A 22706-nucleotide genomic window follows, 5' to 3' on the forward strand; every position below is an offset into this window, starting at 1 on the left:
TCAGTCCGTCATGAGTTCGAACTCCTCGGTCAGGCGGATCAGGAAATCGCGCGAGTCCCGTTCGGACAACGCCACTTGCTCCAGGCGGGTGCGCAGGACGTAGAAGGCCTCGACCGCGACCCGGTCGTCGACGAACAGCCCCGCGGCGAAGGTTTCCTCGTAGGCCACAGCGGGGTGTTCGGCGAACTCCATGATCGTGAAGCGGCTGCCGACCAGGTGGTAGGGCGGCGCCGAGGCGGGCACGACGCGGATGGTGCAGTGGGGCAGGTTGGTGGCGAGCACGAGGGACTGCAGCTGTTCGTGCATCAGCGCCGGATCGCGCACGATCGAGCGCAGGGTGTGTTCGTGGACGAAGTACAGGCAGTCCGGCGGGTTCGTCCGCTGCAGCAGCCGTTGCCGGTCCATTCTCGCCTGGATCAGGAGCTGGAGCCGGTCCGTGGTGTACCGGCCGGACATCTCGTAGAGGGTGCGGACGTAGTCCTCGGTCTGGAGCATGCCGGGCAGGGCCGTCGGGCTGTTCGAGATCACCCGGGTCGCCAGGTTCTCCTGGACGATGAGGGACTTCGCGGGATCGACGAGCGCGCTGAAGTACGGCCGCACCCAGTAGAGGTCGCTCGGGGGTTTTGTCAGTTCCAGCAACCTGTTCCGTTCCGGGGCCTTGGTTCCGCAGTTGGCCAGGTAGATCGCCGCGTCGATCGGGGAGATGCGGCGGCCGTTCTCCCAGCCGGACACCTTCGACGCAGACCAGTCCGCGCGCCGGGCCAGCTCGCGCAGCGACATCTGCTTCGCTTCGCGCTGGGTCTTCAACTCGATGCCCATCTCCCGTGTGCGCACCGTGCTCTTTTCGGTCATGCTCGCACGCTAAAGGCAACCACCGACAAAATGCCGCGTGCCGCGCGAGGATTCACCGGAAGGGATGTGGGGTGTTCTGCCTGTGTGACAACGGGTTTAGCCCGCGAAGCGCTGTGAAGCAGCTTCGCACAATGAAGCGCGCTTCGCACGTTAGTAAGCCAAAATGGCCGTATGACGTTCATTTCCGGAATCGAACTCGCGCGCCGCTTCTACGGCGGCGTAGTGCGTCCGCTGCTCGCCGGCGAGCCCCACAGCGCCGCGTTGCTCGGCCCCGGTTCCGAGGTCCTCGGCTTCGACACGGAACGCTCGGCCGACCACGACTGGACCGCGCGCGTCCAGCTGTTCCTGCCGCGCGTCCGCGAGGTCCGGGTGCCGGAGACGTTCCTCGGTCACCCGGCGAAGCTGATCGTCGCGACGCTCGACGACTGGCCGCGCTGTGTGCTCGGCTTCGACCCGCGCCGGCCGGAGCGGCGTGACTGGCTCGCCACCCCGACGCAGGTCTTCGCGGAGTTCACCGGCGGCGCGGTCTTCCACGACGCCCTCGGGCTGGAAGTGCTGCGCCGCAACGTCGCCTGGTACCCGGACGACGTCTGGCGGTACGTCCTCGCGTGCCAGTGGCGGCGGATCGAGCAGGAGGAACCGTTCGCCGGGCGGTGCGGGGAGGCCGGGGACGAGCTGGGCTCGGCCGTCGTCGCGGCGCGGCTCGTGCGGGACCTGATGCGGCTGTGCCTGCTGATGGCGCGCCGGTACCCGCCGTACAGCAAGTGGCTCGGCAGCGCGTTCGCGCGGCTGTCGATCGCCGGGACGCTCACGCCGTCGTTGACCGCGGCCCTCGCCGCGACGGACTGGCGGGAGCGCGAACGGCACCTCGTGACGGCCGGCGAGACGGTCGCCGAGGCGCACAACGCTCTCGGGCTCACCGAGCCGCTGGACCCGCGGGCGAGCGCGTTCCACGACCGGCCGTTCCGGGTGATCCACGCCGAGCGGTTCGCCGCGGCGCTGTACGCCGGGACGGCGTCACCCGCCGGGGCGATCGACCAGTTCGTGGACAGCACCGACGCGCTCGGCGACCGCGCGTTCACGCGCCGGGTGGTTGACTGCCCGGATGGCTGAGACGAAACCGCGCGACCTGGCGGTGCTGCTGCTGACGCTGACCGTCGTGACCGGGGTGGTCGACGCGGTCAGCTTCCTCGGGCTGGGCCGCGTGTTCGTGGCGAACATGACCGGCAACGTCGTGTTCCTCGGGTTCGCGGCGGCGGGCGAGACGACGTTGTCGGTGGTGGCGTCGCTGACGGCGGTCGCGGCGTTCCTGGCGGGCGCCCTCGCCGGCGGCCGGCTGGCGCGCGCCGAGGAGGACCACGGCGCGCTGCGGAAGGCGACGGCGGTCCAGGCGCTGCTGGTCGCGGTGGCGGTCGTGCTGTCGGCGACCCTGGGCAGCGGCACGCGGCTGGGCAGCGAGCTGCTGATCGTGGTGCTGGGCGTGGCGATGGGCCTGCAGAACGCGGCGGTCCGCCGCATCGGTGCCCCCGACCTGACGACCACGGTGCTGACGATGACGCTGACGGGCTTCGCGGCGGACTCCAAGGCCGCGGGCGGCGAAGGGTCGCACCCGCTGCGGAAGGTGGTCGCCGTGGCGGCGATGCTGGCTGGCGCCTTCGCGGGCGGGATGCTGCAGCTGCACGTCGCGATGTGGGCGGCGCTGACGCTGGCCTTGGTGCTGGTGGTCGCCGTGCTGGCGGCGCTGCAGCTCGACCGGTCGCGTAACAGGACCACCGCGGACCGCGACTCCGGCTGACACGAGGTGATCTCCGGGAGGCGTCGGATGTTCGGTGGGCGGAAGCGGCAGGAAGAGCTGGAAGCCGCACAGGGCGAAAACCGGTACCTGCGCGGCGAACTCCAGCGGCTGGGCGGGCTCGGCTCGGTCGGCCTCCAGCAGGAGATCGGGGCGCTCACGCAGCGGCTGCACGCGGACCAGGCCCGCTACCAGCAGGAAACCTCGGCCATGAACGCCGAGTCCTCCCGGCTGCAGGCGCGGCTCGCCTCGTTGCGCGCGGAGGTCGTCGAGACCGACGACGCCAGGTTGATGCAGGAAGTCGGCGTCTACGAATACCGGCACGTCCTCGCGGACGCCGAGGCCTACAAGGCGGAGCGGGAACGCTTGAAGGCGGCGATGAAAGCGATGGTCGGCGGGACGACCGCGGTCGAGGCGTCCAGCAGCTTCCACTACAACAACTCGCTGGCCCAGGGCCGCAAGTTCGTCGGTGACCTCTCGAAACTGATGCTCCGGGCCTACAGCGCGGAAGCCGAGAACTGCGTCCGCGTGCTGAAAGCCGGAAACCTCCCCTCGGCGGTGAAACGGCTCGAGACGGCGGTCCGGACGATCGAGAAGCTCGGGACGATGGCCTCGATCCGGATCAGCCCGGCCTACCACGCGATGCGCGTCCGGGAACTGGAGCTGACGGCCGACTACCTCGCGAAGAAGCAGCAGGAGAAGGAGGACGAGCGCGAACGGCGCGCCGTCCTCCGGGAAGAGCAGAAGGCGTTGCAGGAGTACCGGCGGGAACAGGAGCGGTTGCTGAAGGAACAGGGGCACTACCGCAACGCCATCGCCGCACTCCGCGCGAAGGGTGACGTCGCCGGTGCGGCCGACCTCGAGCGGAAGCTGGCCGAAATCGAAGCCGCGCTGAGCGGGATCGAACAGCGGCAGGCCAACGTCCGCGCGGGGTACGTCTACGTGATCAGCAACATCGGCTCGTTCGGCCCGGAGGTCGTGAAGATCGGGATGACCCGGCGGCTCGAGCCGATGGACCGGGTGCGCGAACTGGGCGACGCGTCGGTGCCGTTCCGGTTCGACGTGCACGCGCTGTTCTTCTCGCACGACGCCGTGGGCATCGAGCACGAGCTCCACACCAAGCTGGAGGCGCGGCGGCTGAACCGCGTCAACCGGCGGCGCGAGTACTTCCGGTGCACGCCGGCCGAGGTCAAGGCGCTGCTCCACGACCTCGCCGGGAACCTGCTCGACTACCGGGACGAGGCCGAGGCGTCCGAGTACCGGCAGAGCGTCGGTGAGGCCGTTCCCGCCGCGTGACCGGCCGGTCAGCCGAGGGCGCGGCCGCCGTCGACCCGGAGGCGCTGGCCCGTGATGAAGCTCGCCTCCTTCGAGGCGAAGAAGCTCACCGCCGCGGCGACGTCCTCCGGTTTGCCCAGGCGGCCTGCCGGGACCGAGGCGCGGTAGGCTTCGCGTTCGGCTTCCGGGACGTTCGCGTGGCGTTCCACCGGGACGAAGCCCGGGGCCACCGTGTTGACCGTGATGCCGTCCGGTGCGAGTTCGCGGGCCCACGCGCGGGCCAGGCCGACCTGGGCCGCCTTCGCCGTCGCGTACGCCGAGCGGCCGACCGGTGCCTTGTCCGCCTGCTCCGAATCGATGTGCACGATCCGGCCGTGGCCCCGGGAGCGCATCCCGGGCAGCACCGCGTGGCCGAGCAGCACCGGTGAGCGCACGAAGAAGTCCAGCTCGGCCAGGTGATCCGGCCAGTCCACTTCGGACACCAGGCCGTCCGGCTGCGGGCCGGTCGCGTTGAGGACCAGGACCTCGATCGGGCCCAGCAGCGCCGTCACCGCGTCGATCAGCTCGCCGACCTGACGCCGGTCGGTGACGTCCGCGGCGAACGCGGCGGCCTTGCCGCCCGCGGCGAGGACGTCCTCGGCGGCGGTCTCCAGGCCGGGGTCGTCGTGCGGCGCGTTCACCGCCACCGCGAACCCGTCGCGGGCCAGGCGCCGCGCGATCACCCGGCCGAGGCCGCGGGAACTTCCGGTCACCAGTGCGACACCCATGCGCCCGACGCTAGGGGAGACCCCCGGGTACGACAACCCTCCGGCTCAGCCGATCGGGGGAAACGAAAAGCGGGTGGGTGCGCAACCGCGCACCCACCCGCTTCCGGTGATCCGACGTCAGAGCGAGCGGCCGGTGTTGAAGTCGGTCGCCGTCACGACGGACGGCGGCCCTTCCATCGGCTTCGCGCCCCGCGGGGCCTTCTTCCGGCGCGACAGCTTCCGCTCCAGCCACGAGGCGAACCACGAGAGGAGCAGGTTGAGCGCGATGAAGATGAGCGCGATGACGATCAGCGTCGGGATCGTGTTGTTGAAGTTGCCGGTGATCGGTCCCGAGCCGCGGATCAGCTCGTCGTAGCCGATCGTCAGCTGGCCGGCCAGCGCCGTGTCCTTGAGGATGACCACCAGCTGGCTGACCAGCGCCGGGAGCATCAGGGTGACGGCCTGGGGGAGCAGGACGCTGACCATCGTCTGGGTCTTGCGCAGGCCCAGCGCCGACGACGCCTCCGTCTGCCCCTTCGGCAGCGACAGGATGCCGGCCCGGAACACCTCCGCCATCACCGAGCCGTTGTAGAGCACCAGGCCCGTGACCGCGGCGAACAGCGGGCGGGTGTCCGGGCTGATGTCGGTGTAGTAGGCGTACAGCGACGCCCCGAACACCATCAGCAGCAGCACCGGGATGGCCCGGAAGAACTCGACCACGGCGCCGACCGGGATCCGCACCCACTTGTGCTCGGACAGCCGGCCGATGCCCAGCAGGGCGCCGATCGGCAGGGCGATCACGATGGACAGCCCGGCCGCTTCGAGGGTCTTCACCAGACCCGGCAGCAGGAACTGGGTCCAGGTGGACCCTTCGACGAACGGCTTCCAGAGGGCGCCCGCCCACTGGCCCTTCTCGGCGAAGCGGTCGTAGACGAAGTACGCCACGGCCAGCAGGATCAGCACGAACAGCACCGAGTAGAGCCAGTTGCGGGTGCGGGCCTTCGGGCCGGGGGCGTCGTAGAGGACGGCCTGCGTGCTCATCGCTTGACCTCGGCTTTCTTGGCGACCCAGCCGAGCAGCAGGCCGAGTGGCAGTACCAGCGCGACGAACACCAGTGCGAACAGGATGAAGACGTAGAACAGGGAGTCGGACTCGTTCTCCACCATCGTCGACATCAGCAGCGACGCCTCCGCGACGCCGATCACCGAGGCGACCGTGGTGTTCTTCAGCAGCGCGATCAGGACGTTCGCCAGCGGCGCGATGACCGCGCGGAACGCCTGGGGCAGCACGATCAGGCCCAGCACCTGCACGAAGTTGAGCCCGAGGGCCCGCGCCGCCTCGGCCTGGCCGACCGGGACGGTGTTGATGCCCGAACGCAGCGATTCGCACACGAAGGTCGCGGTGTAGACGATGAAGCCCAGCACGGCCAGCCGGAACGCGTTGTCGGCCAGCGAGGTGGGCGAGTCGGACGCAGCCAGGTTGATGCCGAGGGTGGACGAAAGACCCAGCGAGGTGAAGATGATGATCACCGTCAGCGGGGTGTTCCGGAAGATGTTGACGTACACCGTGGCGAACCCGCGCATGATCGGCACCGGGCTGACCCGCATGCCCACCAGGATCGTGCCCCAGATCAGCGCGCCGATCGCCGAGAAGAACGTCAGCTGGATCGTCGTCCAGAACGCGTCGACGAGGTTGTAGTCAGGATTGTTGAGGAAATCGAACACGGTTGTCCAACCTGGCCTCGGAACGGGAACGGTGCGCCGCGGCTCGCGGCGCACCGTTCAACTTCGGATGCGGGTCAGGGCGCGATCGCCGGCACGGCCGGGATCTTGTAGCCCGACGGGCCGACGTTGGTCTGCAGGGACTTCTCCCAGGACCCGTCCTGCTCCATGGCCTGGATCGCCTTGTTGACGGCGGCCTTGCCGTCGGCGTCGTCCTTCTTCAGGCCGACGCCGTAGTTCTCGTCGGTGAAGCCCTTGCCGACCAGCTTCAGCTTGCCGGGCTGCTGCGCGGCGTAACCGGCGAGGATGACGTCGTCGGTGGTCATCGCGTCGACGCTGCCGTTCAGGAGCGAGGTCACGCAGTCGGTGTACTTGCCCACCTCCTGCAGCTGCACCTCCTTGGCGTACTTCGTCTTCACGTTCTGGGCCGGGGTCGAGCCCTTGACCGAGCAGAGCTTCTTGTTGCCGGTCAGCGACTCGGGGCCGGTGATGTCGGTGTTGTCCGACCGCACCAGCAGGTCCTGGTGCGCGATGAAGTACGGGCCGCCGAAGGAGACGTCGTTCTTGCGCTTGTCGGTGATCGAGTAGGTGGCGACGATGAAGTCGACCTCACCCTTCTTGATCAGGTCCTCGCGCTGCGCGGACTGCGCTTCCTTCCAGGTGATCCCCGACTCTTCCACGCCGAGCTGCTTCGCGATGTACTTCGCGACGTCGACGTCGAAGCCGGCGTAGGAGCCGTCCGGCTTCTTCAGGCCGAGGCCCGGCTGGTCGAACTTGATGCCGATGGTCAGCTTCTTGTTGTCCTTGGCCCGCTGGACCAGGTTCTTGTCGCCGCTCGCGCCGCTGCTGCCGGACCCGCCGCCGCAGGCCGTCAGGGCCAGACCGGCGGCCATGACGACCGCACCCGTCTGCAGAACTCGACTCAACCGCATCGTCTCTCAGGTTTCCTTCCGAATCTCGTCCGGCGATGGCCGGAGGAAAAGTGCTCAGTGGGGTTTGTCAGTGGGTCAGGATCTTGCCGAGGAAGTCCTTCGCGCGCTCGCTCTTCGGCGCGGTGAAGAACTCCTCCGGCGTCGTGTCCTCGACGATTTCGCCGTCGGCCATGAAGATCACCCGATCGGCTGCCCTGCGGGCGAAACCCATCTCGTGGGTGACGACCAGCATGGTCATGCCGTCCTTGGCCAGGCCCGTCATGACGTCCAGGACCTCCTGGACCATCTCCGGGTCCAGGGCCGAGGTCGGCTCGTCGAACAGCATGACCTTGGGCCGCATCGCCAGCGCCCGCGCGATGGCGACGCGCTGCTGCTGGCCACCCGAGAGCTGCGCCGGGTACTTGTCCGCCTGGTTGGCGATCCCGACGCGCTCCAGCAGCTCCATCGCGGTCTTGCGGGCTTCGTCCTTCGAGGCCTTGCGGACCTTCGTCGGCGCCAGCATCACGTTCTCGACGATGGTCTTGTGCGCGAACAGGTTGAACGACTGGAACACCATGCCGACGTCGGCGCGCAGGGCGGCCAGCGCCTTGCCCTCCGCCGGCAGCGGCGTGCCGTCGACGGCGATCTCGCCCGAGTTGATGGGCTCGAGCCGGTTGATGGCCCGGCAGAGCGTCGACTTGCCGGACCCCGACGGGCCCAGCACCACCACGACCTGGCCGCGAGGCACCTCGAGCGTGATCTCCCTGAGCACGTGCAGGTCGCCGAAGTACTTGTTCACGGCGGACGCCTTGATCATCGGCGCCGCCACCTCCGCGGTCATCTGGCCTCCAGAGCTGTTTCGTACCGGCAAGTGGGTGTGGGTCACCACGCGATGGCGGAAACCTACCGCCGCCCTCCGGGTTGGCAAGGCCGCTTGACCAATACTTAGGGTTTCAAGTGGGTATCGATGTCCTTTTGGCGAGTATTGATGCCTTCGTGACTTCCGTCGAGCCGAACTCACGGAGAGTCACCATCCGGGTGTCCGGTGCGGTCGCCGCGGCGACGTCCTAGAGTTCTTCGCTACCGGCTGGGGTGAAGCCGGTCACGCGGAGGGTGGACGGGTGCGGGTGCTGCTGGTGGAGGACGACGACCGGGTCGCGGGTGCGCTCATCCCGGCGCTGACCCGGCGCGGCCTGGCGATCGCCCGGCTCGCGTCCGGTGCCGGGGTGCTGGAGCGGGTGCACGAGGTCGACGTCGTCCTGCTCGACCTCGGCCTGCCGGACATCGACGGCGTGACGCTGTGCCGCCAGATCCGCGCGGTCAGCGACGTCGCGATCATCGTGGTCTCGGCCCGCGGCGAGGTCGACGACCGGATCCAGGGCCTGCGCGCGGGCGCCGACGACTACCTCGTCAAGCCCTACGACGTCGAAGAGCTGATGGCCCGGGTCGAGGCGGTGCGCCGCCGCCGCGGCGAGCACGGCGGGTCCGCCGAGCCGGTGGTGATCCGGGCCGGCGACGTCAGCGTCGACCTGTCCCGGCACGAGGTGCTGGTCGACGGGCAGGCGATCGCGTTGTCCCGCAAGGAGTTCCAGGTGCTCGCCCTGGTGGCGGGCGCGCGCGGCAACGTCTGCTCGCGCGAGCACGTGCTCACCGAGGTGTGGGGGCACCGCGGGCCGGCGGAGAGCCGGTCGCTCGACGTCCACGTCGCGACGCTGCGGACCAAGCTCGGCCGCCCGGCGCTGATCGAGACGGTGCGCGGGGTCGGCTACCGCCTCGGCGGCCAGGCCGCCCGGAGCTGACGGGTGCGCGTCCGGCTGCAGGGCATCGTGCTGACGCTGGTGGCGTTGCTCGTGTTCGGCCTCGGCATCCCGCTCGCCGCGACGATCGCCGCGGGCGCCCAGCAGGACCTGTTCCTCGACCGGCTGACCGACACCGCGCGGTTCGCCTCGCTCGCGCAACGCCCGCTGCTGGACAACAAGCCCCAGCTGATCGACCCCGACCTGCGCCGCTACACCGAGGTGTACGGCGTGCAGGTGGTCGTGGTCAACCAGGACGGCACCGTGGTCGGCTCCTCGCTCGGCTCCGGCGCCGCCCGGATCGACCTCAAGGCCGCGCGGATCACCGGCCCGGTCCACGAGGCGCTCGCCGGCCGCCGGTCGCAGCCCGGCGGGATGCTGCTGCCGTGGAACACCGACCCGCTGGTGCTGGCCGAACCCGTGCTGGCCGACGGCGAGGTGCGGGGCGCGGTGGTGACGGTCTCGGACACCACGGTCTCCCGCACCGACGTGCTGTGGTGGTTCCTGCTGCTGGCCGCCGGCGGGGTGCTCGCGTTCGTGCTGGCCCTGGCGGTGGCGATCCCGGTGGTCCGGTGGATCCTGCGCCCGGTGAAGCGGCTCGACGACGCGACCGGCGCGCTGGTCGCGTCCGTGGTCGGCGGGCGGGCGGCCGAGCCGGTGGGGGAGGGCGGCGGGCCGCCGGAGCTGCGGCAGCTCGGGCGCTCCTTCGACCGGATGGCCGAGAGCGTGTCCGGCGCGCTGGAGGCGCAGCGGGTGTTCGTCGCCGACGCGTCGCACCAGCTGCGCAACCCGCTCACCGCGCTCAAGATCCGGCTCGGCAACCTCGACGGCCACGTCGACGACGAGGCCGCGGCCGCGGACCTCGAAGCCGCCCGGATCGACGCCGGCCGGCTGCACCAGATCCTCGACGGCCTGCTGTCGATGGCCCGCGCCGAGGCCTCCGGCGGCGAGCTGGACCCGCTCGACCTCGGCGAGGCCGTCGCCGAGCGCGTCGCGGACTGGTCGGTGGTCGGCGAAGCGCGCGACGTGCGGCTCGTGGTGGACGTCTCCGGCGACGGCGTCCGGGTGCGGATGCCCCCGCGCGGCGCCGAGACGATCCTGGACGCGCTGCTGGACAACGCGCTGAAGTTCACCGCCGCCGGCACCGAGATCCGGATCGGCGTCACCCGCGAGGGCGACGAGGTCCGGCTGGCGGTCCGCGACCACGGCCCCGGCCTGCGGCCCGACGAGCTCGACCGGGCGCTCGACCGGTTCTGGCGCAGCAGCGCGCACCAGAACGTGCCGGGTTCGGGGCTCGGCCTGGCGATCGTCAGCGAGATCGTCGCGCACTCCTACGGCAAGCTGGCCCTCGACCTGCCCGAGGGCGGCGGCCTGCGGATCACGATGACGTTCCCGGCCGTCTGAGCGCGTCAGTCCTTCTGCGCGCGGTAGTACCGGAGCGCGCCGGGGTGCAGCGGGATCGGCTGCGTCTCGATGCCCGGGTGGATGTCGATCGAGAGCGCCGCCGGGTTGGCCCGCGCGAGCTCCGCGCGGGCGTCGAACAGGCCGCGGACCAGGGCCTCGGCGACGTCGTCGGACATCGCGGCCGGCACCACCAGGAAGTTCGGCACCAGCAGCGTCGTGACCGGGCCGTCCTGGTTGTACATGCTCGCCGGGATGGACGCGGTCCCGTACACCTGGTTGAGGGTCTGCATCCGCGGCATCTGGTCGGCGATGTCGAGCAGGCGCAGGGACTTCGTGTCGTTCTGGCCGGCGATCAACGGCGTCGGCAGCCCGCCGGACCAGAAGAAGGCGTCGACGTCGCCGGTCAGCAGCGCCTTCACCGAGTCTTCGAGCCCGCGTGTGGTCGTTGTGCTGACCGAGCCGGTCAGCTCGGCGGCCTGCAGCAGCCGGCTGGCGATGTACTCGACGCCGGACGCGGGCAAGCCGATCGCGATCCGCTTGCCGCGCAGGTCGGTGACGGAGTGGATGGCGGAGTCGGTGCGCACGACGATGTGCAGGTAGTCGTCGTGGATCCGGGCGAGCGTCCGCAGCCCGGGGTTCTTCTTGTAGGTGTCGGCCGCGACGTCGGCGGCGACGAACCCGACGTCGGCGGCGCCCGACAGGACCTTGGCGACGTTGTCGGGGGAGCCCTGGGTCTGCAGCACCTGCGGCCGCTCGATGTCCAGGCCGGACTGCCAGGCGGTGGCGAGGGTCTGCGCGAGCGTGTCGTAGACGCCGCCCGGGTTGCCGGCGGCGATCCGCAGCCGGAGGCCCGCGAAGCCGGAGGAGCACCCGGTCAGCAGCGCGGCGAAGGTGAGCAGGGCGGCCGCCATCGCGAGCGCGCGCTTCCGCCGGGTCCGGGCCACGGCCTGATCGTGCCAGACGCCGTGGCCCGCGCACGCCCGAAGCCGGGATCAGGTGTGCTGCAGGACTCGCGCGATCGCCGTGGGGTCGGCCGACGTGGCGAGCGTGTCGAGGTGCCCGGGGTTGAGGAACGTGGCCGTCAGCCGGCAGAGGATTTCCACTTGGGTACTCGCCGGAGCGGCGACGGCGACGGCGATCGAAACCTCTTCGTCGTCCCAAGGAATGGGCGCGGCGAAACGGGCGAACACCATTCCTTCGCCGGTGAGCAGGTAGTCGTGTGTGTGCAGTGCGTGAGGGACGGCGATCCCGTGTCCGAGATAGGTGGAAAAGCGGCGTTCGCGCGCGACGAGGGAGTCGGCGTACCCGGTGTGGGCGGCGCCGGTCCGTTCGAGCTCGGCACCCAGGTGGGCCACGGCTTCCCAGCGTGAGGCCACTTTCACGTCGAGGTGTACGGCGTGGACGGTCAGTGCGGATTGCCGCGTGCTCATCATTTTCGTTCTTTCCTCGGCGTTCTTCGGCGCTCTCTGCGGGATGGGGAAACGATAGGCAGGGAAGGATGTTTCGGCGATGTTTCCGTAAGGTATCTCACAGCGTTTCGCCAGGTGGGAAATTTGCCAGGTGCACACCATTGCGAAAAGGTGAAACGCATTTCGAATGCGGTGAATGGTGCTTTGTCAAGCTTTTCCGCGGAAGACTGGGGAAATCCGGGTTCGCCCGCGTCGGGGTGAGCGAGGTAACTGGTTGTTGACTTGCGGCGCCGGGCAAGCCTACCTTGTAACTATCCAGTTAGATACCGGACGGGAGCGACAGGCATGACAACAACGCTGGTCACCGGCGCGAACAAGGGCATCGGCTACGAAACGGCACGTCAGCTCGTCGCCGCCGGGCACACCGTGTACGTCGGCGCGCGGGACGCCGAGCGCGGGCAGGCGGCGGCCGGCCGGCTGGGCGCGCGGTTCGTGCAGCTGGACGTCACCGACGACGCGTCCGTGGCGACGGCGGTCAAGACCATCGAGGCCGGCGGCGGCTTGGACGTCCTCGTGAACAACGCCGGCGTCGAGGGGCGGCAGGCCGACGGCGGCGTGATCGGCGCCGCCGACGTGACCGCCGGCCAGGTGCGGGATCTGTTCGACACCAACGTGTTCGGGGTCGTCCGGGTCACCCGCGCGTTCCTGCCGCTGCTGCGGCGGTCGGCGGCGCCGGTGGTGGTCAACGTGAGCAGCGGCCTGGCGCGGACCGCGGACCTGGCGAACCCGGACTCGTTCACGGCCTTCTACCCGGGGATCTCGTACCCGGCGTCCAAGGCCGCGCTGAACATGGTCACCGTGCAGTACGCCAAGGCGCTCCCCGGCTTCCGGATCAACGCCGTGGACCCCGGCTACACGAAGACCGACCTCAACCACAACAGCGGCACGCAGACCGTCGAGCAGGGCGCCGAAGCCGCCGTCCGGCTGGCCCGAACCGGCCCGGACGGTCCGACGGGCGGCTTCTTCGACGCCGCGGGCCCGGTGGCGTGGTGACCACCGTCCGTCCTCGCGACGCCGCGGCCACGAAGGCCCTGCTGCTCGCGGCGGCGACGGCGGAGTTCGCCGAGCACGGGCTGGCCGGCGGCCGGATCGACCGCATCGCCGAGCGCGCGGGCGCCAACAAGCGGCTCATCTACGTGTACTTCGGCGACAAGAACCAGCTGTTCGACGCGGTGGTCGAAGAGGAGGCCCGGGCGGTCTTCGAGGCCGCCCCGATGACCGACGGCGACCTGCGCGCCTTCGCGGCCGCGCGGTTCGACCACATGCTGGCCAACACGGCGTCCCGGCGGATCAGCACGTGGCGCACGCTGGAGCAGATCGAGCCGGCCCCCGCAGAGGTCGAGCGCTTCCGCACCCGCGTCGACGCGGTGGCGGCGGCCCAGCAGGACGGCCGGATCCGCGCGGACCTCCCGGCGGTGGACCTGTTCGCGATCGTCCTGCGCATGACGGAGAGCTGGCTGAGCGCACCGCCCGCACTGACCGCGGCGGCGAAGCCGGATCGGCTGGAGGAGCACCGGGCGGCGCTGCTGGAAGCGGTGCGGAGCGTGGTCGAACCGCGTTAGCGCTGCTGTGGCCGTCGTCCGGGGTGGCGTCCGGCCGGGCGGCATACTGGGGGGATGAGCGAGCCGATTCCCCTGTTCCCGGTCCCGCCCATCGATCCGGCGCGCTTCGCGGCCGAGCAGCACCGGCAGTTCACCGGCATGCGGCTGCACATCGGCCGGTCCGGTGTCGCCCACCGGGTCAGCTGGGTGCCGTGGCTGAACAGCCTGACCCTGCCGGCGCCGGCGTGCCACCAGGGCTGGTCGGGCCTGGGCGCGGGCGGCGAGGTCACGCCGACCCACCTGGGGGTCAGCTGCCGCAAGTGCCTCCGCCTGGGCGGGGAGCCGGAGGACCCGGACCAGCGGACGCTCTTCGCCCTGCCCGGTGAGAAGGGTGCGTAGGCGGGAGCACCTTCCTGTCCGCGGAACGGCGAGCCCTGGACCGGGAACACCGCGGGCTCAGTCGAGGGGCAGCACCGTGGGAGTCAGCGCCGTCACGGTTTCCGTGAGCAGGCTCGCGAGACCGTCGAAGCTTGCGGCCGCCGACAGGGCCGCCGTGTCCGGGACCCGGTCGAAGGCCAGCCGCAGGCGGTGGTGCAGCTGCGGTACGCGGTCCGCCGGGAACGTGTCCCGCTCGCCGGCGAGACCCTGCCAGGCCGCCGCCAGGGTGGCGCGGATGCGCTCCGGGGACGCGGCCGCCGCGGGTTCCGTGGTGCCGGGGCGCGCGAACGGGTAGCCGGGCAGGCGGACTCGCCTGATCCGGCGGTCGGTCAGCTCGACCTCGACGCCGCTGCACCACAGCTGCGCCACGGCCTGCGGGCCGTTGCCCGCGACAGCCGTCAGCTCCGGACGGGTCGACGTCGCGGCCAGGAACTCGCCGCCGCCGAGGTCGACGACCACCGCCGGCCGCCCGCCCGTCGCGGTGGCCAGCAGCTCCGGCGCGTCGGCCGGGTAGGTGAGGTGCTTGGCCCACAACCGGACGTCGAGGGGCCGGCCGGCCGGGGTGACGCCGTCCGGGGCGGCCACGGCGACCGCGGGGGTCGTGAACGTGACGGCGTCGAGGGTCTCGGTGAGCGTGCCGGGGTGGTCGAGGGCGGTGGCCAGGCGCAGGCCGTCGGCGTGCGTCAGGACGCCGGCGGCCACGGCGGCGGTCAGGTGGCCCACGCCCGAGCCGGTGACGACGTCGGGTGCGGCGCCGCGGCTGGTGAGCTGCGTGAGGAGCGCGTGCTGGGCGGCGAAGGCCAATGCAGCGGAGCCCTCGCCGGCGCTGAACGCGAACACCAGCCGCACCGGACGGGTCCGGTCCACCACGCCGGCGGCCACCGGGCCGGTGCTCAGCGCGCCGGCCCGCAGCGCGGCGGCCGCGCCGGCGGGATCGGCGGCCACGACGGCGAACCGGTGCGGGAACCGTTCGCGGCCGCGTTCCAGGGTGGCCGCGACCTGCGCGAGGTCGACGCCGGGGGAGGCGGTGAGGTGGTCGGCCAGCCGCCGCCGCGCCGCGGCGAGCGCCGCCTCGGACGCCGCCGACACCGCGACGACCTGGCTACCACCGCTCACCGGCTCGGCCGGAGCCTCCGGTGCCGCAGATCCGGCCGCGGGAGTGGCGGCGAGTACAGCCACGGAGTCCGGCCGAGTGCCGCCCGAGCCGAGAGACACGGCTGCCGGCGCGGCGGAAGCGACCGCAGAACCCGCGCCCAGCACCCCAGCGGAGGCGGCTGCGGGACCGGCAGTGACCGTCGCCCCAGCGGAGGCGACCGCAGGACCCGCGCCCGGCGCCCCAGCGGAAGCAGCCACCGGCGTGACGTTGGCCAGCAGTGCCACCTGCGCCCGCACCGTCGTGTGCCGCAGCAGTTCGCCGATCGATGGGGCCGTCGTGAACCGCGACCGCAGGCCCGCCTGCAGCTTCACCAGGATCAGCGAATGGCCGCCGACGTCGAAGAAGTTGTCGTCCATGGCGAACGTGTCGTGTTCCAGGAGTTCCGCCCACGCCGCCCGCACCAGGTCCACAGTGGACTCGGCCGGAGCGGCAGGAGCGGCAGGAGCGACCACGGCGGGAACGGGAGCCGCGGCAGGAGCGTCCACGGCCTCGGGCAGCCGGCGCCGGTCGATCTTTCCGTTGGGTGTCAACGGCATCCGGTCCAACGGCACCAGGTACCGCGGCACCGCGAACACCGGCAGCACCTCGCGTGCGTGCCGCCGCAGCTCCTCGACCGTGCCGCCCGCGCCGAGGACCACGTACGCCGCGATCTCCTTCTCCTTGCGGCTGTTCAGGCACACCGTCACGAACGCGGCCTCGACCGACGCGTGCGCGGCGAGGGCCGACTCGACCTCGCCCAGCTCGACGCGCTGGCTGCGGATCTTGACCTGGTTGTCGTTGCGGCCGATGAACTCCAGCCGGCCGTCCGGCAGCCAGCGCACCCGGTCGCCCGTGCGGTACAGCCGTGCGCCGGGCACGCCCGAATAGGGGTCGGGGATGAAGCGGCGCGCCGTCTCGCGCGGGTTGCCGAGGTAGCCGCGGGTGACGCCGGTGCCGCCCAGCAGCAGCTCGCCCGGCACGCCGCGGGGCGCCTGGCGCATCGTGGTGTGGTCGAACACGACGTAGCCGTCGGTCTCCGGGACGACCCGGCCGATCGACAGCGTCCGCGTGTTCTCCTCGATCTCCGTGATCGGCGTCCAGGTCGTGGTGAACGAGTTCTCCGTCGGCCCGTAGCTGTGCAGCATGGTGCCCGGCGCGCTCCAGCGCAGCGCCTTCTCCAGGTGCGGCACCGAGACGATCTCGCCGCCGAAGTACACCCGGCGCAGGCCGGTGAACAGGTCCGGCACGTCCTCGACCAGCCGGTTGAGCAGCGGCGACGACACGATGAGCGTGGTGATCCCGCGCTCGCGGAACGCCGTGCGCAGCTCCGGCGGGCTCAGCGTCAGCTCCTTGTCGAAGATCACCAGCTCGGCGCCGTGGGTGAGGGCGCCCCAGACTTCGTAGGTCGCGCCGTCGAAGTTGAGCGGCGAGAGCTGGGAGACGACGTCGGTGTGGTGCAGCGGCACGAAGTCGGGGCGGTCGAGCAGCCGGACGAACCCGGCGTGCGGCCAGATGACGCCCTTCGGCCGGCCCGTGGACCCGGACGTGTAGAGCACGTTGAACGCCGTCGCCGGGTCGATCGCCACCTCCGGCGGGGTCCCCGGGTGGCGCGCGGCTTCCGCGAGGGCCTCGTCGACGAGGTAGATCGGGCACTTGGGCAGCCGCACGCGCTCGACGAACCCGGGCGCGCCGACGACCAGCCGCGGCCGGGCGTCGTCGAGCACCATCTGCAGCTGGGCGTCGGGGTAGGCCGGGTCGAGCGGCAGGTAGGCCGCGCCCGCCATGAGCGTGCCCAGCCAGAACACGACCGACGCCGGGCTGGGCGGCAGCAGCAGCGCCACGAGCGACTCGGCGCCGAGGCCTTCGGCACGCAGCCAGTTCGCGACGGCACCGGCGCGCGCGACGAGCTCGGCGTAGGTGAGGACTTCGTCGTGGTAGCGGACGGCGACGGCGTCCGGGCGCAGCTCGGCCTGCCGGCGCACCATGTCGTGCAGCAGCACCCGGTTGACCGGCTCGGTCTCGGTCACCGGACGGGCGGGCACGAACGGGTCGCAGGCGGCGACGAGCGCGCCGCAGGTCGCGGCGGGATCGGCGACGGCGTCGGTGAGGAGCTTGACGAGCTGGGCGAGCAGCACTTCGGCGGTGCTGTCGCGGTACACCAGCGTGTCGTGGTCGACGCGCAGCCGGATGTGCGCCTCGCCTTCCAGCGCCGCCAGCGACAGGTCGTACTTGCCCGCGGTGGTCTCGTGCTCGACGACCTCGATCGTCGTGTCCCCGGCGGCCCAGGACAGCTCCTGCTCCGGGAAGTACATGAACACGCTGTTGTCGATGAGGGACGCGCCGCCGTCGCGGCGGATGTCGCGCAGCCGGGCCGACGGGACGGCCGAGTGCTCGAGCGAGTCGAGCACCTGGTCGCGCACGCGGTCGACCAGCGCTTCGAACGGCTCGGTGAAGTCGAGCGCGCTGCGCACCGGGAGCACGCGGGCCAGCAGGTCGACGCGCTCCTCGTCCTCGGGCGTGCGGGCGGCGAACAGCATGCCGGTGGTGCCGTCCGCGGTGGCGCTCCACGCGTGCAGCAGCGTCAGCCACGCGCTCAGCACGACCGACGCGGGCGAGGCCAGCCGCTCCCGGGCCACCGCGCGGACGCGCTCGAGGAGGTCCGCGGTCAGCAGGGTCTCGTGGAAGCCGGCCGGGCCCGGCGCCGAGCCGGGGCGGTTGCGGTCCGCGATCGGCGCGAGCGACGGCGGCTGGTCGGCCAGCAGGCCCGACCAGTACGCGGTCAGCTCGCTGTCGGGAACGTCCACAGTGGACTCGACAGCCGGCAGTGGCGCGTCCCACGGCGGCCGCCCGGCGACGCGCTCCCGGTAGGCGTGCACCAGGTCCCGCGCCACGATGCCCTGCGACCAGCCGTCGGACACGACGTGGTGCACGGCCAGCACGAACAACGCGCCGTCGTCGGCGTGCAGGAGCGTGCCCCGCACGAGCGGCGCGGAACCGAGGTCGAACGGCTGGGCGGCGATCGCCGCGGCCCACTCCAGCGCCGGGGCCCGGTCGTAGCGGCCGGGCCGCCGGTGCTCGACGAACGGGACGGGCGGGCGGTGGTGCACCACCTGCACCAGTTCGCCGTTGTCGGCGAGGAACGCGCTGCGCAGGTTCGGGTGCCGCTCGACGACGTCGCCGAGCGCGCTCCGCAACGCCGCGACGTCGACGCCGGGGGTGAACTCCAGGTCGAGCGGGATGGTGAACCGGGCGGACTCCGGTTCCCGCTGCATGGCGAGCCACACCTCGGTCTGCTCGGCCGTCGCGGGCCTGCGCGTCTCGGTCACGGGGTTCCTTTCACGGTCGGGAAAGCCTGGTCAGTTGCTCGCCCGGCGCCGCACGACGAAGTCGGCGATCGTGCTGATGGACCGGAAGTTCACCGGCGTGAAGTCGGTGTCGGAGATGGGGACGCCGAACTGCTGCTCGCACCGGGCGCGGAGCTCGACGAAGCCGAGCGAGTCGAGCCCGAGCGTCTCCTGCAGGCTGTCGTCGGCGTGGATGCCGTCGGCCGGGACGTCGACGTACAGGTCGGCGACCAGGATCTCGCGCAGTGTGTCTTCCAGGGCGATTTTCGGGGACATGATCGCGTCCTCACTCTCGGTTTCCGGCGGGCAACGGCGTGCCCGCGTCGTGACGGGCCCGGTGCACGAGCTCGTCGGTGGCCGGGGTCGGGATGGCGTGCCGGGCGCCGGCTTCGCGGACCGGGCCGGCGATCGCGTCGAGCTCGCCCGCCTCGCCGCGTTCGACGTCGCGCTGCAGCGACGTGCGGGTCCGGCCGGGGGCGCGGGTGAGCGCGCGCAGGACGCGGTCGCGGTCGAGCCGGGCGCCTTCGGCCCGGCCCGTCGCGCACGCTTCGTCGGCGCAGGCGAGCATCAGCCGGGTCAGGTCCTCGTCTTCGCGGACCGCGTCGAGGGGCCCGCCGGCGCACGTCGTGGCGAGCGCGAGCGGTGCGAGCAGGGCGAGCTTGCGCCAGAGGACGTCGGCCGCGGAACCGCCGTCCGTGCAGCCGATCCCGGCCGCGGTCAGCGCTTCGACGACGACCTCGGGCGGCCCGGCCAGCTCGATCTCGGTGAAGAGGGACTCCTGGCGGACCTCGCCGACGGCGGTGCGGGTGGCCTCGATCCGGATCGAGCCCGCGACCACCCGGTCGCCGAAGCGTTCCCGCAGGGGCGGCAGGTGCCCGGTGCCGTTGAGCAGCGGGACGACGACGCCGACGTCAGCGGCCACGGCGGTCAGCGCGCCGGGCAGGTCGGGGTGCTTGACGCAGACCCACAGCACGTCGGCGGGCCCGGTCAGGCGAGCGGCGGCCGGGACCGCGACGGTGAAGCCCTCGCGGAGGCCCTGCCGCACCGTGACACTGCCGCCGTAGCGCGCGAGGGAAGCGGGCCGCAGCAGGAGCGTGACGTCTTCGCCGCCGCGGGCGAGGGCGGCGGCGAGCGCGAGCCCGACCCCGCCCGCGCCGAGGACCGCGTGCCGGCTCATGCGGACCGGCGGACCGAGCGCGGCGTGATGTCGCGCCACGTGCCGGCGACGTGGTCGAGGCAGGCCTCTTCGGTGCCGGTGAACCCGGCCGCCGCCCAGCCGTCCGGGAGCGCGAGCCCGGCGGGCCACACCGAGTACTGCTCTTCGCCGTTCACCACGGCGATGTACGTGGCCTCGTTCGTCTCCGGCACTTCTCGCTCGCCCCCACTACGCACCGCACGTCGGGTCCGGGTGCCCCCGGACCACTGCCGGATTCGACGTTAGCGACTCGGCCGGAACCGCCCTTCTCCATTTCTGCGTATTCTCGCAAGGGCGCTCGGCGTGGCGGAGAAGATATTCGAAAATGCTGTGATTTGAGTCACCTTTCATTTTGGTTGCTGTGATCGCTCGATGACTGCCACTGTGAGGCATCAGGGGCGGTCGGCCCCGTCATATTCACACTCTGGGGGTCGTTTCGTGGTGCGGCGGGAAGGCGAAGAGGGCGATCGTGAGGTCCGGACGCTCAATCCATCCCAATCGAATCCGCGCCTGCGGTACGAATTCGACCGCGGCAGCGGTTACGAGACCGAGCTGAGGCTGACCGCTGCCCTCTCGGCACTGATTCCCGAAGACGAGCTCCTGCACTCCGACCACCGCTTCTTCCAGATCGTGCACCTGCTGACCGAGTACTGCTGGGTCGCGGTGCACCACAGCCTGTGCGACCTGACCGCGGCCCTCGCGAAGGGCGACCCGATCACGGCGACCCGGCACCTCGTCCGCTGCACCGACTCCGCCGGGCTGACCGTCGAATGCCTGCGCGTGATGACGAACTCCCTCGCGCAGGTGTCCTTCCTGCAGATGCGCAAGGACCTGGCCGGCGCGGCCTCGGGTCTCGCGTCGCCCGGCTCGCGCAACGTCCGCCGCGCCGCGCACGCCGTCTGGACGGAGTTCGAGGCCGCCGTCACCGCCGCCGGCGTCACGATGGCCGACCTGGTCGAGGCGACCGGCCCGGACACGTCGGCGGCCCCGGCCACGATGCAGCTCGCCGAGGTGATGACCGGCCTCCAGCGGTTCGACACGCAGGTCCTCGAGTGGAAGCAGGTCCACATCAACCTCGTGTGGCAGATGCTCGGGGGCCAGCCCCGCGCCGCCGACGAGGACGAGGACGCCGACGACCGGCCGCGGAGCATGCGCGGCCGCTCCATCTCCGACCTGGAGCGGCTGGCCGTGCGCCCGCTGTTCCCGAAGCTGTGGTTGCAGAACACCGCGGTCTACCGCGCGGCGAGCGCGGTGGCCCCTGAAGAAGAGGCGGCATGACGCAGGAAACGAAAACCCCGGCCCCGCTCACGGTCCTGGCGACGGCGCGGACCACGCTGTGCGAGGTCCCGTTCGACGAGGTCCGCGCGATCCTCGCCGGCGAGTCCGGCGCGGGGAAGTGGGCCTGGGCGCCCGGCTACCCGTTCGACGGGACGCTCGGCGGCGCGAAGCTCGTGCTGCGGATGGTCACCGCCGACGCCTACCGGCCGGGGTTCGGCCTGTACCAGATCGTCGACGGCGAATCCGGGCTCGCGATCGGCGACGTCGGCTTCCACGCCGCGCCCGACGCGGCGGGGGAGGCCGAGATCGGCTACGGCCTGATCGAGGCGTTCCGGGGCCGCGGGCTGGCCACCGAGGTCGTCGAGGCGCTGCTGACCTGGACGTTCGAGCAGCCCGGCGTCACCGCCGTGCTCGCCGAGACCGACGAGGACCACCTGCCGTCGCGGCGGGTGCTGGAGAAGAACGGGTTCGCGTTCCTCGGTTCCGACGGCGAAACCCGCAACTACGCGAAGCGGCGGGAGCCCGGGTCATGACCAAGGTGGCGGTGTTCGAATCGGCCGACGCGTCCGGGCTGCCGGACCTGCTCGACGCGGCGGCGGACTGGTGCGAGCTGGTCGTCGTCAACGCGGGCCCGCAGCCGTGGTCCGCCGACGAGCGGGAGGGGATCGCCGACCTGGCCGAGGTCGTCGAGGCCGCCGGGCTGGACGCCGGCACCGTCGCCGCGCGGCTGGCCGCCCTCGACGTCGACGGCGTGCTGACGCTGGAGGACGAGTGGATCCCGCTCGTCGCCGCGGTGGCGGCCCGGCTGGACCTGCCCTACCACGACGAGGCGACCGCCGAAGCCGTCACGCACAAGGACGTCCAGCGCGCGCGGCTCGCCGGCACCGACCTCGGCGTGCGGGCCGCGGCCTTCACCGACGAGACGTCGCTGGCGGCCGCGATCGAGGCCGTCGGGTTCCCCGCGGTGCTCAAACCCGTGCGGGGCAACGGAAGCCTCAACGTCTACACCGTCGACCACGAGCCCGGCCTGCGGGCGGCGCTGATCGAGGCGGCCGGCACCGCGCCGTCGGTCCGGGCGAACTTCAACCTGGGCCACGGGTCCGCGGGCGCGCGGACGTGGCTGCTCGAAGAACGGCTGATCGGGATCCCGCACCCGGAGGGCGACTGGCTCAGCGACCACTTCTCGGTCGAGGTGCTGTCGCTGGGCGAAGGCGAGCACTGGCCGTTCTGGCTGTCCGACCGGTTCCCGCTGATCCCGCCGCTGCGCGAGACCGGGATGACCGGGCCGTCGCTGCTGCCCCTGGACGTGCAGCGGCTGGCTTCCGACCGCGCCGCCGCGATCCTGACCACGCTCGGCGTCACGACCGGGATCACGCACCTGGAGTTCAAGCTCACCGCCACCGGCCCGCGGCTGATCGAGGTCAACGGCCGGCTCGGCGGGTTCCTCTCGTCGATCGTCCCGCACGTCAGCGACCTGAACCCGGTGCGGCTGGCGCTGGAGGCGGCCGTCGGCAAGGCCGAACGCCGTCCGGTCGTCCCGACCGGGTACGCGGCCTGCGTGTTCACCCACGTCCCGCTGGGCGGCGGGCGGATCACGGCGCTGGCAGACCCCGGCGAGCTCGTCCGCGAGCCCGGCGTGTGGCGGGTCGACGTCCGCAGCGCGGTCGGCGAGACGCCCGACTACCGCACCGGCACCAACGGGCGGCTGCAGAACGTCTGGGTCGAGGGCGCGACGGGGGCCGAGCTGCACGCCGCGTTCGTCACCGCGGACGCGTTCGTCGCCGACGGCAACCGGTTCGAGTGAGGGGA

23 protein-coding genes are annotated in these 22706 nt (G+C 71.7%); 11 read left to right on the forward strand and 12 right to left on the reverse strand.

Features of this window, described 5'->3' with window-relative positions; genetic code table 11:
* Positions 1-852: a helix-turn-helix transcriptional regulator gene (locus tag MUY22_RS24720; protein WP_247063010.1), complete on the reverse strand. Its 852-nt coding sequence runs from the start codon at positions 850-852 to the stop codon at positions 1-3.
* Between the two features lie 171 nt (positions 853-1023).
* On the opposite strand from MUY22_RS24720, the gene MUY22_RS24725 reads away from it, so the two are divergent.
* Genes MUY22_RS24725 through MUY22_RS24735 form a run of 3 tightly spaced genes read left to right on the forward strand, consistent with a single transcriptional unit; the run spans position 1024 to position 3940 of the window.
* Entirely contained in the window at positions 1024-1965 is a 942-nt protein-coding gene (locus MUY22_RS24725) for a DUF4037 domain-containing protein (RefSeq protein WP_247063011.1), read from the forward strand.
* Positions 1958-2647, forward strand: coding sequence for a YoaK family protein (locus tag MUY22_RS24730; RefSeq protein ID WP_247063012.1), 690 nt, complete (start codon positions 1958-1960; stop codon positions 2645-2647). The genes MUY22_RS24725 and MUY22_RS24730 overlap by 8 nt, the downstream gene beginning before the upstream one ends.
* Before the next feature lie 27 nt (positions 2648-2674).
* Positions 2675-3940 carry a DUF4041 domain-containing protein gene (locus MUY22_RS24735; RefSeq protein WP_247063013.1) on the forward strand — a complete coding sequence of 422 codons (1266 nt, stop codon included), beginning with the start codon at positions 2675-2677 and terminating at the stop codon, positions 3938-3940.
* An 8-nt stretch (positions 3941-3948) separates the two neighbouring features.
* On the opposite strand, the gene MUY22_RS24740 is transcribed toward MUY22_RS24735, so the two are convergent.
* The 5 genes from MUY22_RS24740 to MUY22_RS24760 form a co-directional block, all read right to left on the reverse strand.
* Positions 3949-4686 carry an SDR family NAD(P)-dependent oxidoreductase gene (locus tag MUY22_RS24740; RefSeq protein WP_247063015.1) on the reverse strand — a complete coding sequence of 246 codons (738 nt, stop codon included), beginning with the start codon at positions 4684-4686 and terminating at the stop codon, positions 3949-3951.
* 117 nt (positions 4687-4803) lie between these two features.
* Positions 4804-5706 (reverse strand): amino acid ABC transporter permease, encoded by a 903-nt coding sequence (locus tag MUY22_RS24745; RefSeq protein WP_247063018.1) that lies wholly within the window; start codon positions 5704-5706, stop codon positions 4804-4806.
* On the reverse strand, positions 5703-6389 hold the full coding sequence (locus MUY22_RS24750; protein WP_247063020.1) for an amino acid ABC transporter permease: 687 nt from the start codon (positions 6387-6389) through the stop codon (positions 5703-5705). The genes MUY22_RS24745 and MUY22_RS24750 overlap by 4 nt, the downstream gene beginning before the upstream one ends.
* A gap of 74 nt (positions 6390-6463) precedes the next feature.
* Complete coding sequence (locus tag MUY22_RS24755) at positions 6464-7318, reverse strand: glutamate ABC transporter substrate-binding protein (RefSeq protein ID WP_247063022.1); 855 nt, start codon at positions 7316-7318, stop codon at positions 6464-6466.
* A 67-nt stretch (positions 7319-7385) separates the two neighbouring features.
* Positions 7386-8114, reverse strand: coding sequence for an amino acid ABC transporter ATP-binding protein (locus MUY22_RS24760; RefSeq protein WP_247064103.1), 729 nt, complete (start codon positions 8112-8114; stop codon positions 7386-7388).
* A gap of 304 nt (positions 8115-8418) precedes the next feature.
* Here MUY22_RS24760 and MUY22_RS24765 point away from each other — a divergent pair, with 304 nt between their 5' ends.
* Both MUY22_RS24765 and MUY22_RS24770 read left to right on the forward strand, forming a co-directional pair.
* Positions 8419-9096, forward strand: a complete 678-nt coding sequence (locus tag MUY22_RS24765; RefSeq protein ID WP_247063026.1) for a response regulator transcription factor — start codon at positions 8419-8421, stop codon at positions 9094-9096.
* A 3-nt stretch (positions 9097-9099) separates the two neighbouring features.
* Positions 9100-10497: a HAMP domain-containing sensor histidine kinase gene (locus MUY22_RS24770; RefSeq protein WP_247063028.1), complete on the forward strand. Its 1398-nt coding sequence runs from the start codon at positions 9100-9102 to the stop codon at positions 10495-10497.
* A 5-nt stretch (positions 10498-10502) separates the two neighbouring features.
* On the opposite strand, the gene MUY22_RS24775 is transcribed toward MUY22_RS24770, so the two are convergent.
* Together MUY22_RS24775 and MUY22_RS24780 are read right to left on the reverse strand one after the other, a co-directional pair.
* Positions 10503-11441 carry a TAXI family TRAP transporter solute-binding subunit gene (locus MUY22_RS24775; RefSeq protein ID WP_247063030.1) on the reverse strand — a complete coding sequence of 313 codons (939 nt, stop codon included), beginning with the start codon at positions 11439-11441 and terminating at the stop codon, positions 10503-10505.
* A gap of 48 nt (positions 11442-11489) precedes the next feature.
* Positions 11490-12068: a PTS sugar transporter subunit IIA gene (locus MUY22_RS24780; RefSeq protein ID WP_247063032.1), complete on the reverse strand. Its 579-nt coding sequence runs from the start codon at positions 12066-12068 to the stop codon at positions 11490-11492.
* A 183-nt stretch (positions 12069-12251) separates the two neighbouring features.
* On the opposite strand from MUY22_RS24780, the gene MUY22_RS24785 reads away from it, so the two are divergent.
* The 3 genes from MUY22_RS24785 to MUY22_RS24795 are packed head-to-tail and all read left to right on the forward strand — an operon-like array spanning position 12252 to position 13906.
* The gene (locus tag MUY22_RS24785; RefSeq protein WP_247063034.1) at positions 12252-12959 is read left to right on the forward strand and encodes an SDR family NAD(P)-dependent oxidoreductase; all 708 of its coding nucleotides are present in this window, start codon (positions 12252-12254) and stop codon (positions 12957-12959) included.
* Positions 12956-13528, forward strand: coding sequence for a TetR family transcriptional regulator (locus MUY22_RS24790; protein WP_247063036.1), 573 nt, complete (start codon positions 12956-12958; stop codon positions 13526-13528). Before MUY22_RS24785 ends, MUY22_RS24790 begins: the two co-directional genes overlap by 4 nt.
* 54 nt (positions 13529-13582) lie before the next feature.
* Positions 13583-13906: a hypothetical protein gene (locus tag MUY22_RS24795; RefSeq protein WP_247063038.1), complete on the forward strand. Its 324-nt coding sequence runs from the start codon at positions 13583-13585 to the stop codon at positions 13904-13906.
* 57 nt (positions 13907-13963) lie between these two features.
* Here the strand turns inward: MUY22_RS24795 and MUY22_RS24800 are convergent, their stop codons facing one another.
* The 4 genes from MUY22_RS24800 to MUY22_RS24815 are packed head-to-tail and all read right to left on the reverse strand — an operon-like array spanning position 13964 to position 19792.
* Positions 13964-18406, reverse strand: a complete 4443-nt coding sequence (locus tag MUY22_RS24800; protein WP_247063040.1) for an amino acid adenylation domain-containing protein — start codon at positions 18404-18406, stop codon at positions 13964-13966.
* A 30-nt stretch (positions 18407-18436) separates the two neighbouring features.
* Entirely contained in the window at positions 18437-18700 is a 264-nt protein-coding gene (locus MUY22_RS24805) for an acyl carrier protein (RefSeq protein WP_247063043.1), read from the reverse strand.
* A 10-nt stretch (positions 18701-18710) separates the two neighbouring features.
* Positions 18711-19601 carry a ketopantoate reductase family protein gene (locus tag MUY22_RS24810; RefSeq protein ID WP_247063048.1) on the reverse strand — a complete coding sequence of 297 codons (891 nt, stop codon included), beginning with the start codon at positions 19599-19601 and terminating at the stop codon, positions 18711-18713.
* Positions 19598-19792 (reverse strand): MbtH family NRPS accessory protein, encoded by a 195-nt coding sequence (locus MUY22_RS24815; protein ID WP_247063049.1) that lies wholly within the window; start codon positions 19790-19792, stop codon positions 19598-19600. Before MUY22_RS24815 ends, MUY22_RS24810 begins: the two co-directional genes overlap by 4 nt.
* Before the next feature lie 265 nt (positions 19793-20057).
* On the opposite strand from MUY22_RS24815, the gene MUY22_RS24820 reads away from it, so the two are divergent.
* Genes MUY22_RS24820 through MUY22_RS24830 form a run of 3 tightly spaced genes read left to right on the forward strand, consistent with a single transcriptional unit; the run spans position 20058 to position 22701 of the window.
* The gene (locus tag MUY22_RS24820) at positions 20058-20897 is read left to right on the forward strand and encodes a hypothetical protein (protein ID WP_247063050.1); all 840 of its coding nucleotides are present in this window, start codon (positions 20058-20060) and stop codon (positions 20895-20897) included.
* Positions 20894-21430, forward strand: coding sequence for a GNAT family N-acetyltransferase (locus MUY22_RS24825; RefSeq protein WP_247063052.1), 537 nt, complete (start codon positions 20894-20896; stop codon positions 21428-21430). The genes MUY22_RS24820 and MUY22_RS24825 overlap by 4 nt, the downstream gene beginning before the upstream one ends.
* Positions 21427-22701 carry an acetyl-CoA carboxylase biotin carboxylase subunit family protein gene (locus tag MUY22_RS24830; protein ID WP_247063054.1) on the forward strand — a complete coding sequence of 425 codons (1275 nt, stop codon included), beginning with the start codon at positions 21427-21429 and terminating at the stop codon, positions 22699-22701. The genes MUY22_RS24825 and MUY22_RS24830 overlap by 4 nt, the downstream gene beginning before the upstream one ends.
* Positions 22702-22706 lie beyond the last annotated feature (5 nt).

The sequence above is a fragment of the Amycolatopsis sp. WQ 127309 genome, assembly GCF_023023025.1.
Lineage (GTDB): Bacteria > Actinomycetota > Actinomycetes > Mycobacteriales > Pseudonocardiaceae > Amycolatopsis.

Coding starts and splice junctions, on each gene's coding strand:
- MUY22_RS24720 (WP_247063010.1), bottom strand. CDS start 852: ATGACCGAAAAGAGCACGGTGCGCACACGGGAGATGGGCATCGAGTTG.
- MUY22_RS24725 (WP_247063011.1), top strand. CDS start 1,024: ATGACGTTCATTTCCGGAATCGAACTCGCGCGCCGCTTCTACGGCGGC.
- MUY22_RS24730 (WP_247063012.1), top strand. CDS start 1,958: ATGGCTGAGACGAAACCGCGCGACCTGGCGGTGCTGCTGCTGACGCTG.
- MUY22_RS24735 (WP_247063013.1), top strand. CDS start 2,675: ATGTTCGGTGGGCGGAAGCGGCAGGAAGAGCTGGAAGCCGCACAGGGC.
- MUY22_RS24740 (WP_247063015.1), bottom strand. CDS start 4,686: ATGGGTGTCGCACTGGTGACCGGAAGTTCCCGCGGCCTCGGCCGGGTG.
- MUY22_RS24745 (WP_247063018.1), bottom strand. CDS start 5,706: ATGAGCACGCAGGCCGTCCTCTACGACGCCCCCGGCCCGAAGGCCCGC.
- MUY22_RS24755 (WP_247063022.1), bottom strand. CDS start 7,318: ATGCGGTTGAGTCGAGTTCTGCAGACGGGTGCGGTCGTCATGGCCGCC.
- MUY22_RS24760 (WP_247064103.1), bottom strand. CDS start 8,114: ATGATCAAGGCGTCCGCCGTGAACAAGTACTTCGGCGACCTGCACGTG.
- MUY22_RS24780 (WP_247063032.1), bottom strand. CDS start 12,068: ATGGTGTGCACCTGGCAAATTTCCCACCTGGCGAAACGCTGTGAGATA.
- MUY22_RS24785 (WP_247063034.1), top strand. CDS start 12,252: ATGACAACAACGCTGGTCACCGGCGCGAACAAGGGCATCGGCTACGAA.
- MUY22_RS24795 (WP_247063038.1), top strand. CDS start 13,583: ATGAGCGAGCCGATTCCCCTGTTCCCGGTCCCGCCCATCGATCCGGCG.
- MUY22_RS24805 (WP_247063043.1), bottom strand. CDS start 18,700: ATGTCCCCGAAAATCGCCCTGGAAGACACACTGCGCGAGATCCTGGTC.
- MUY22_RS24810 (WP_247063048.1), bottom strand. CDS start 19,601: ATGAGCCGGCACGCGGTCCTCGGCGCGGGCGGGGTCGGGCTCGCGCTC.
- MUY22_RS24825 (WP_247063052.1), top strand. CDS start 20,894: ATGACGCAGGAAACGAAAACCCCGGCCCCGCTCACGGTCCTGGCGACG.
- MUY22_RS24830 (WP_247063054.1), top strand. CDS start 21,427: ATGACCAAGGTGGCGGTGTTCGAATCGGCCGACGCGTCCGGGCTGCCG.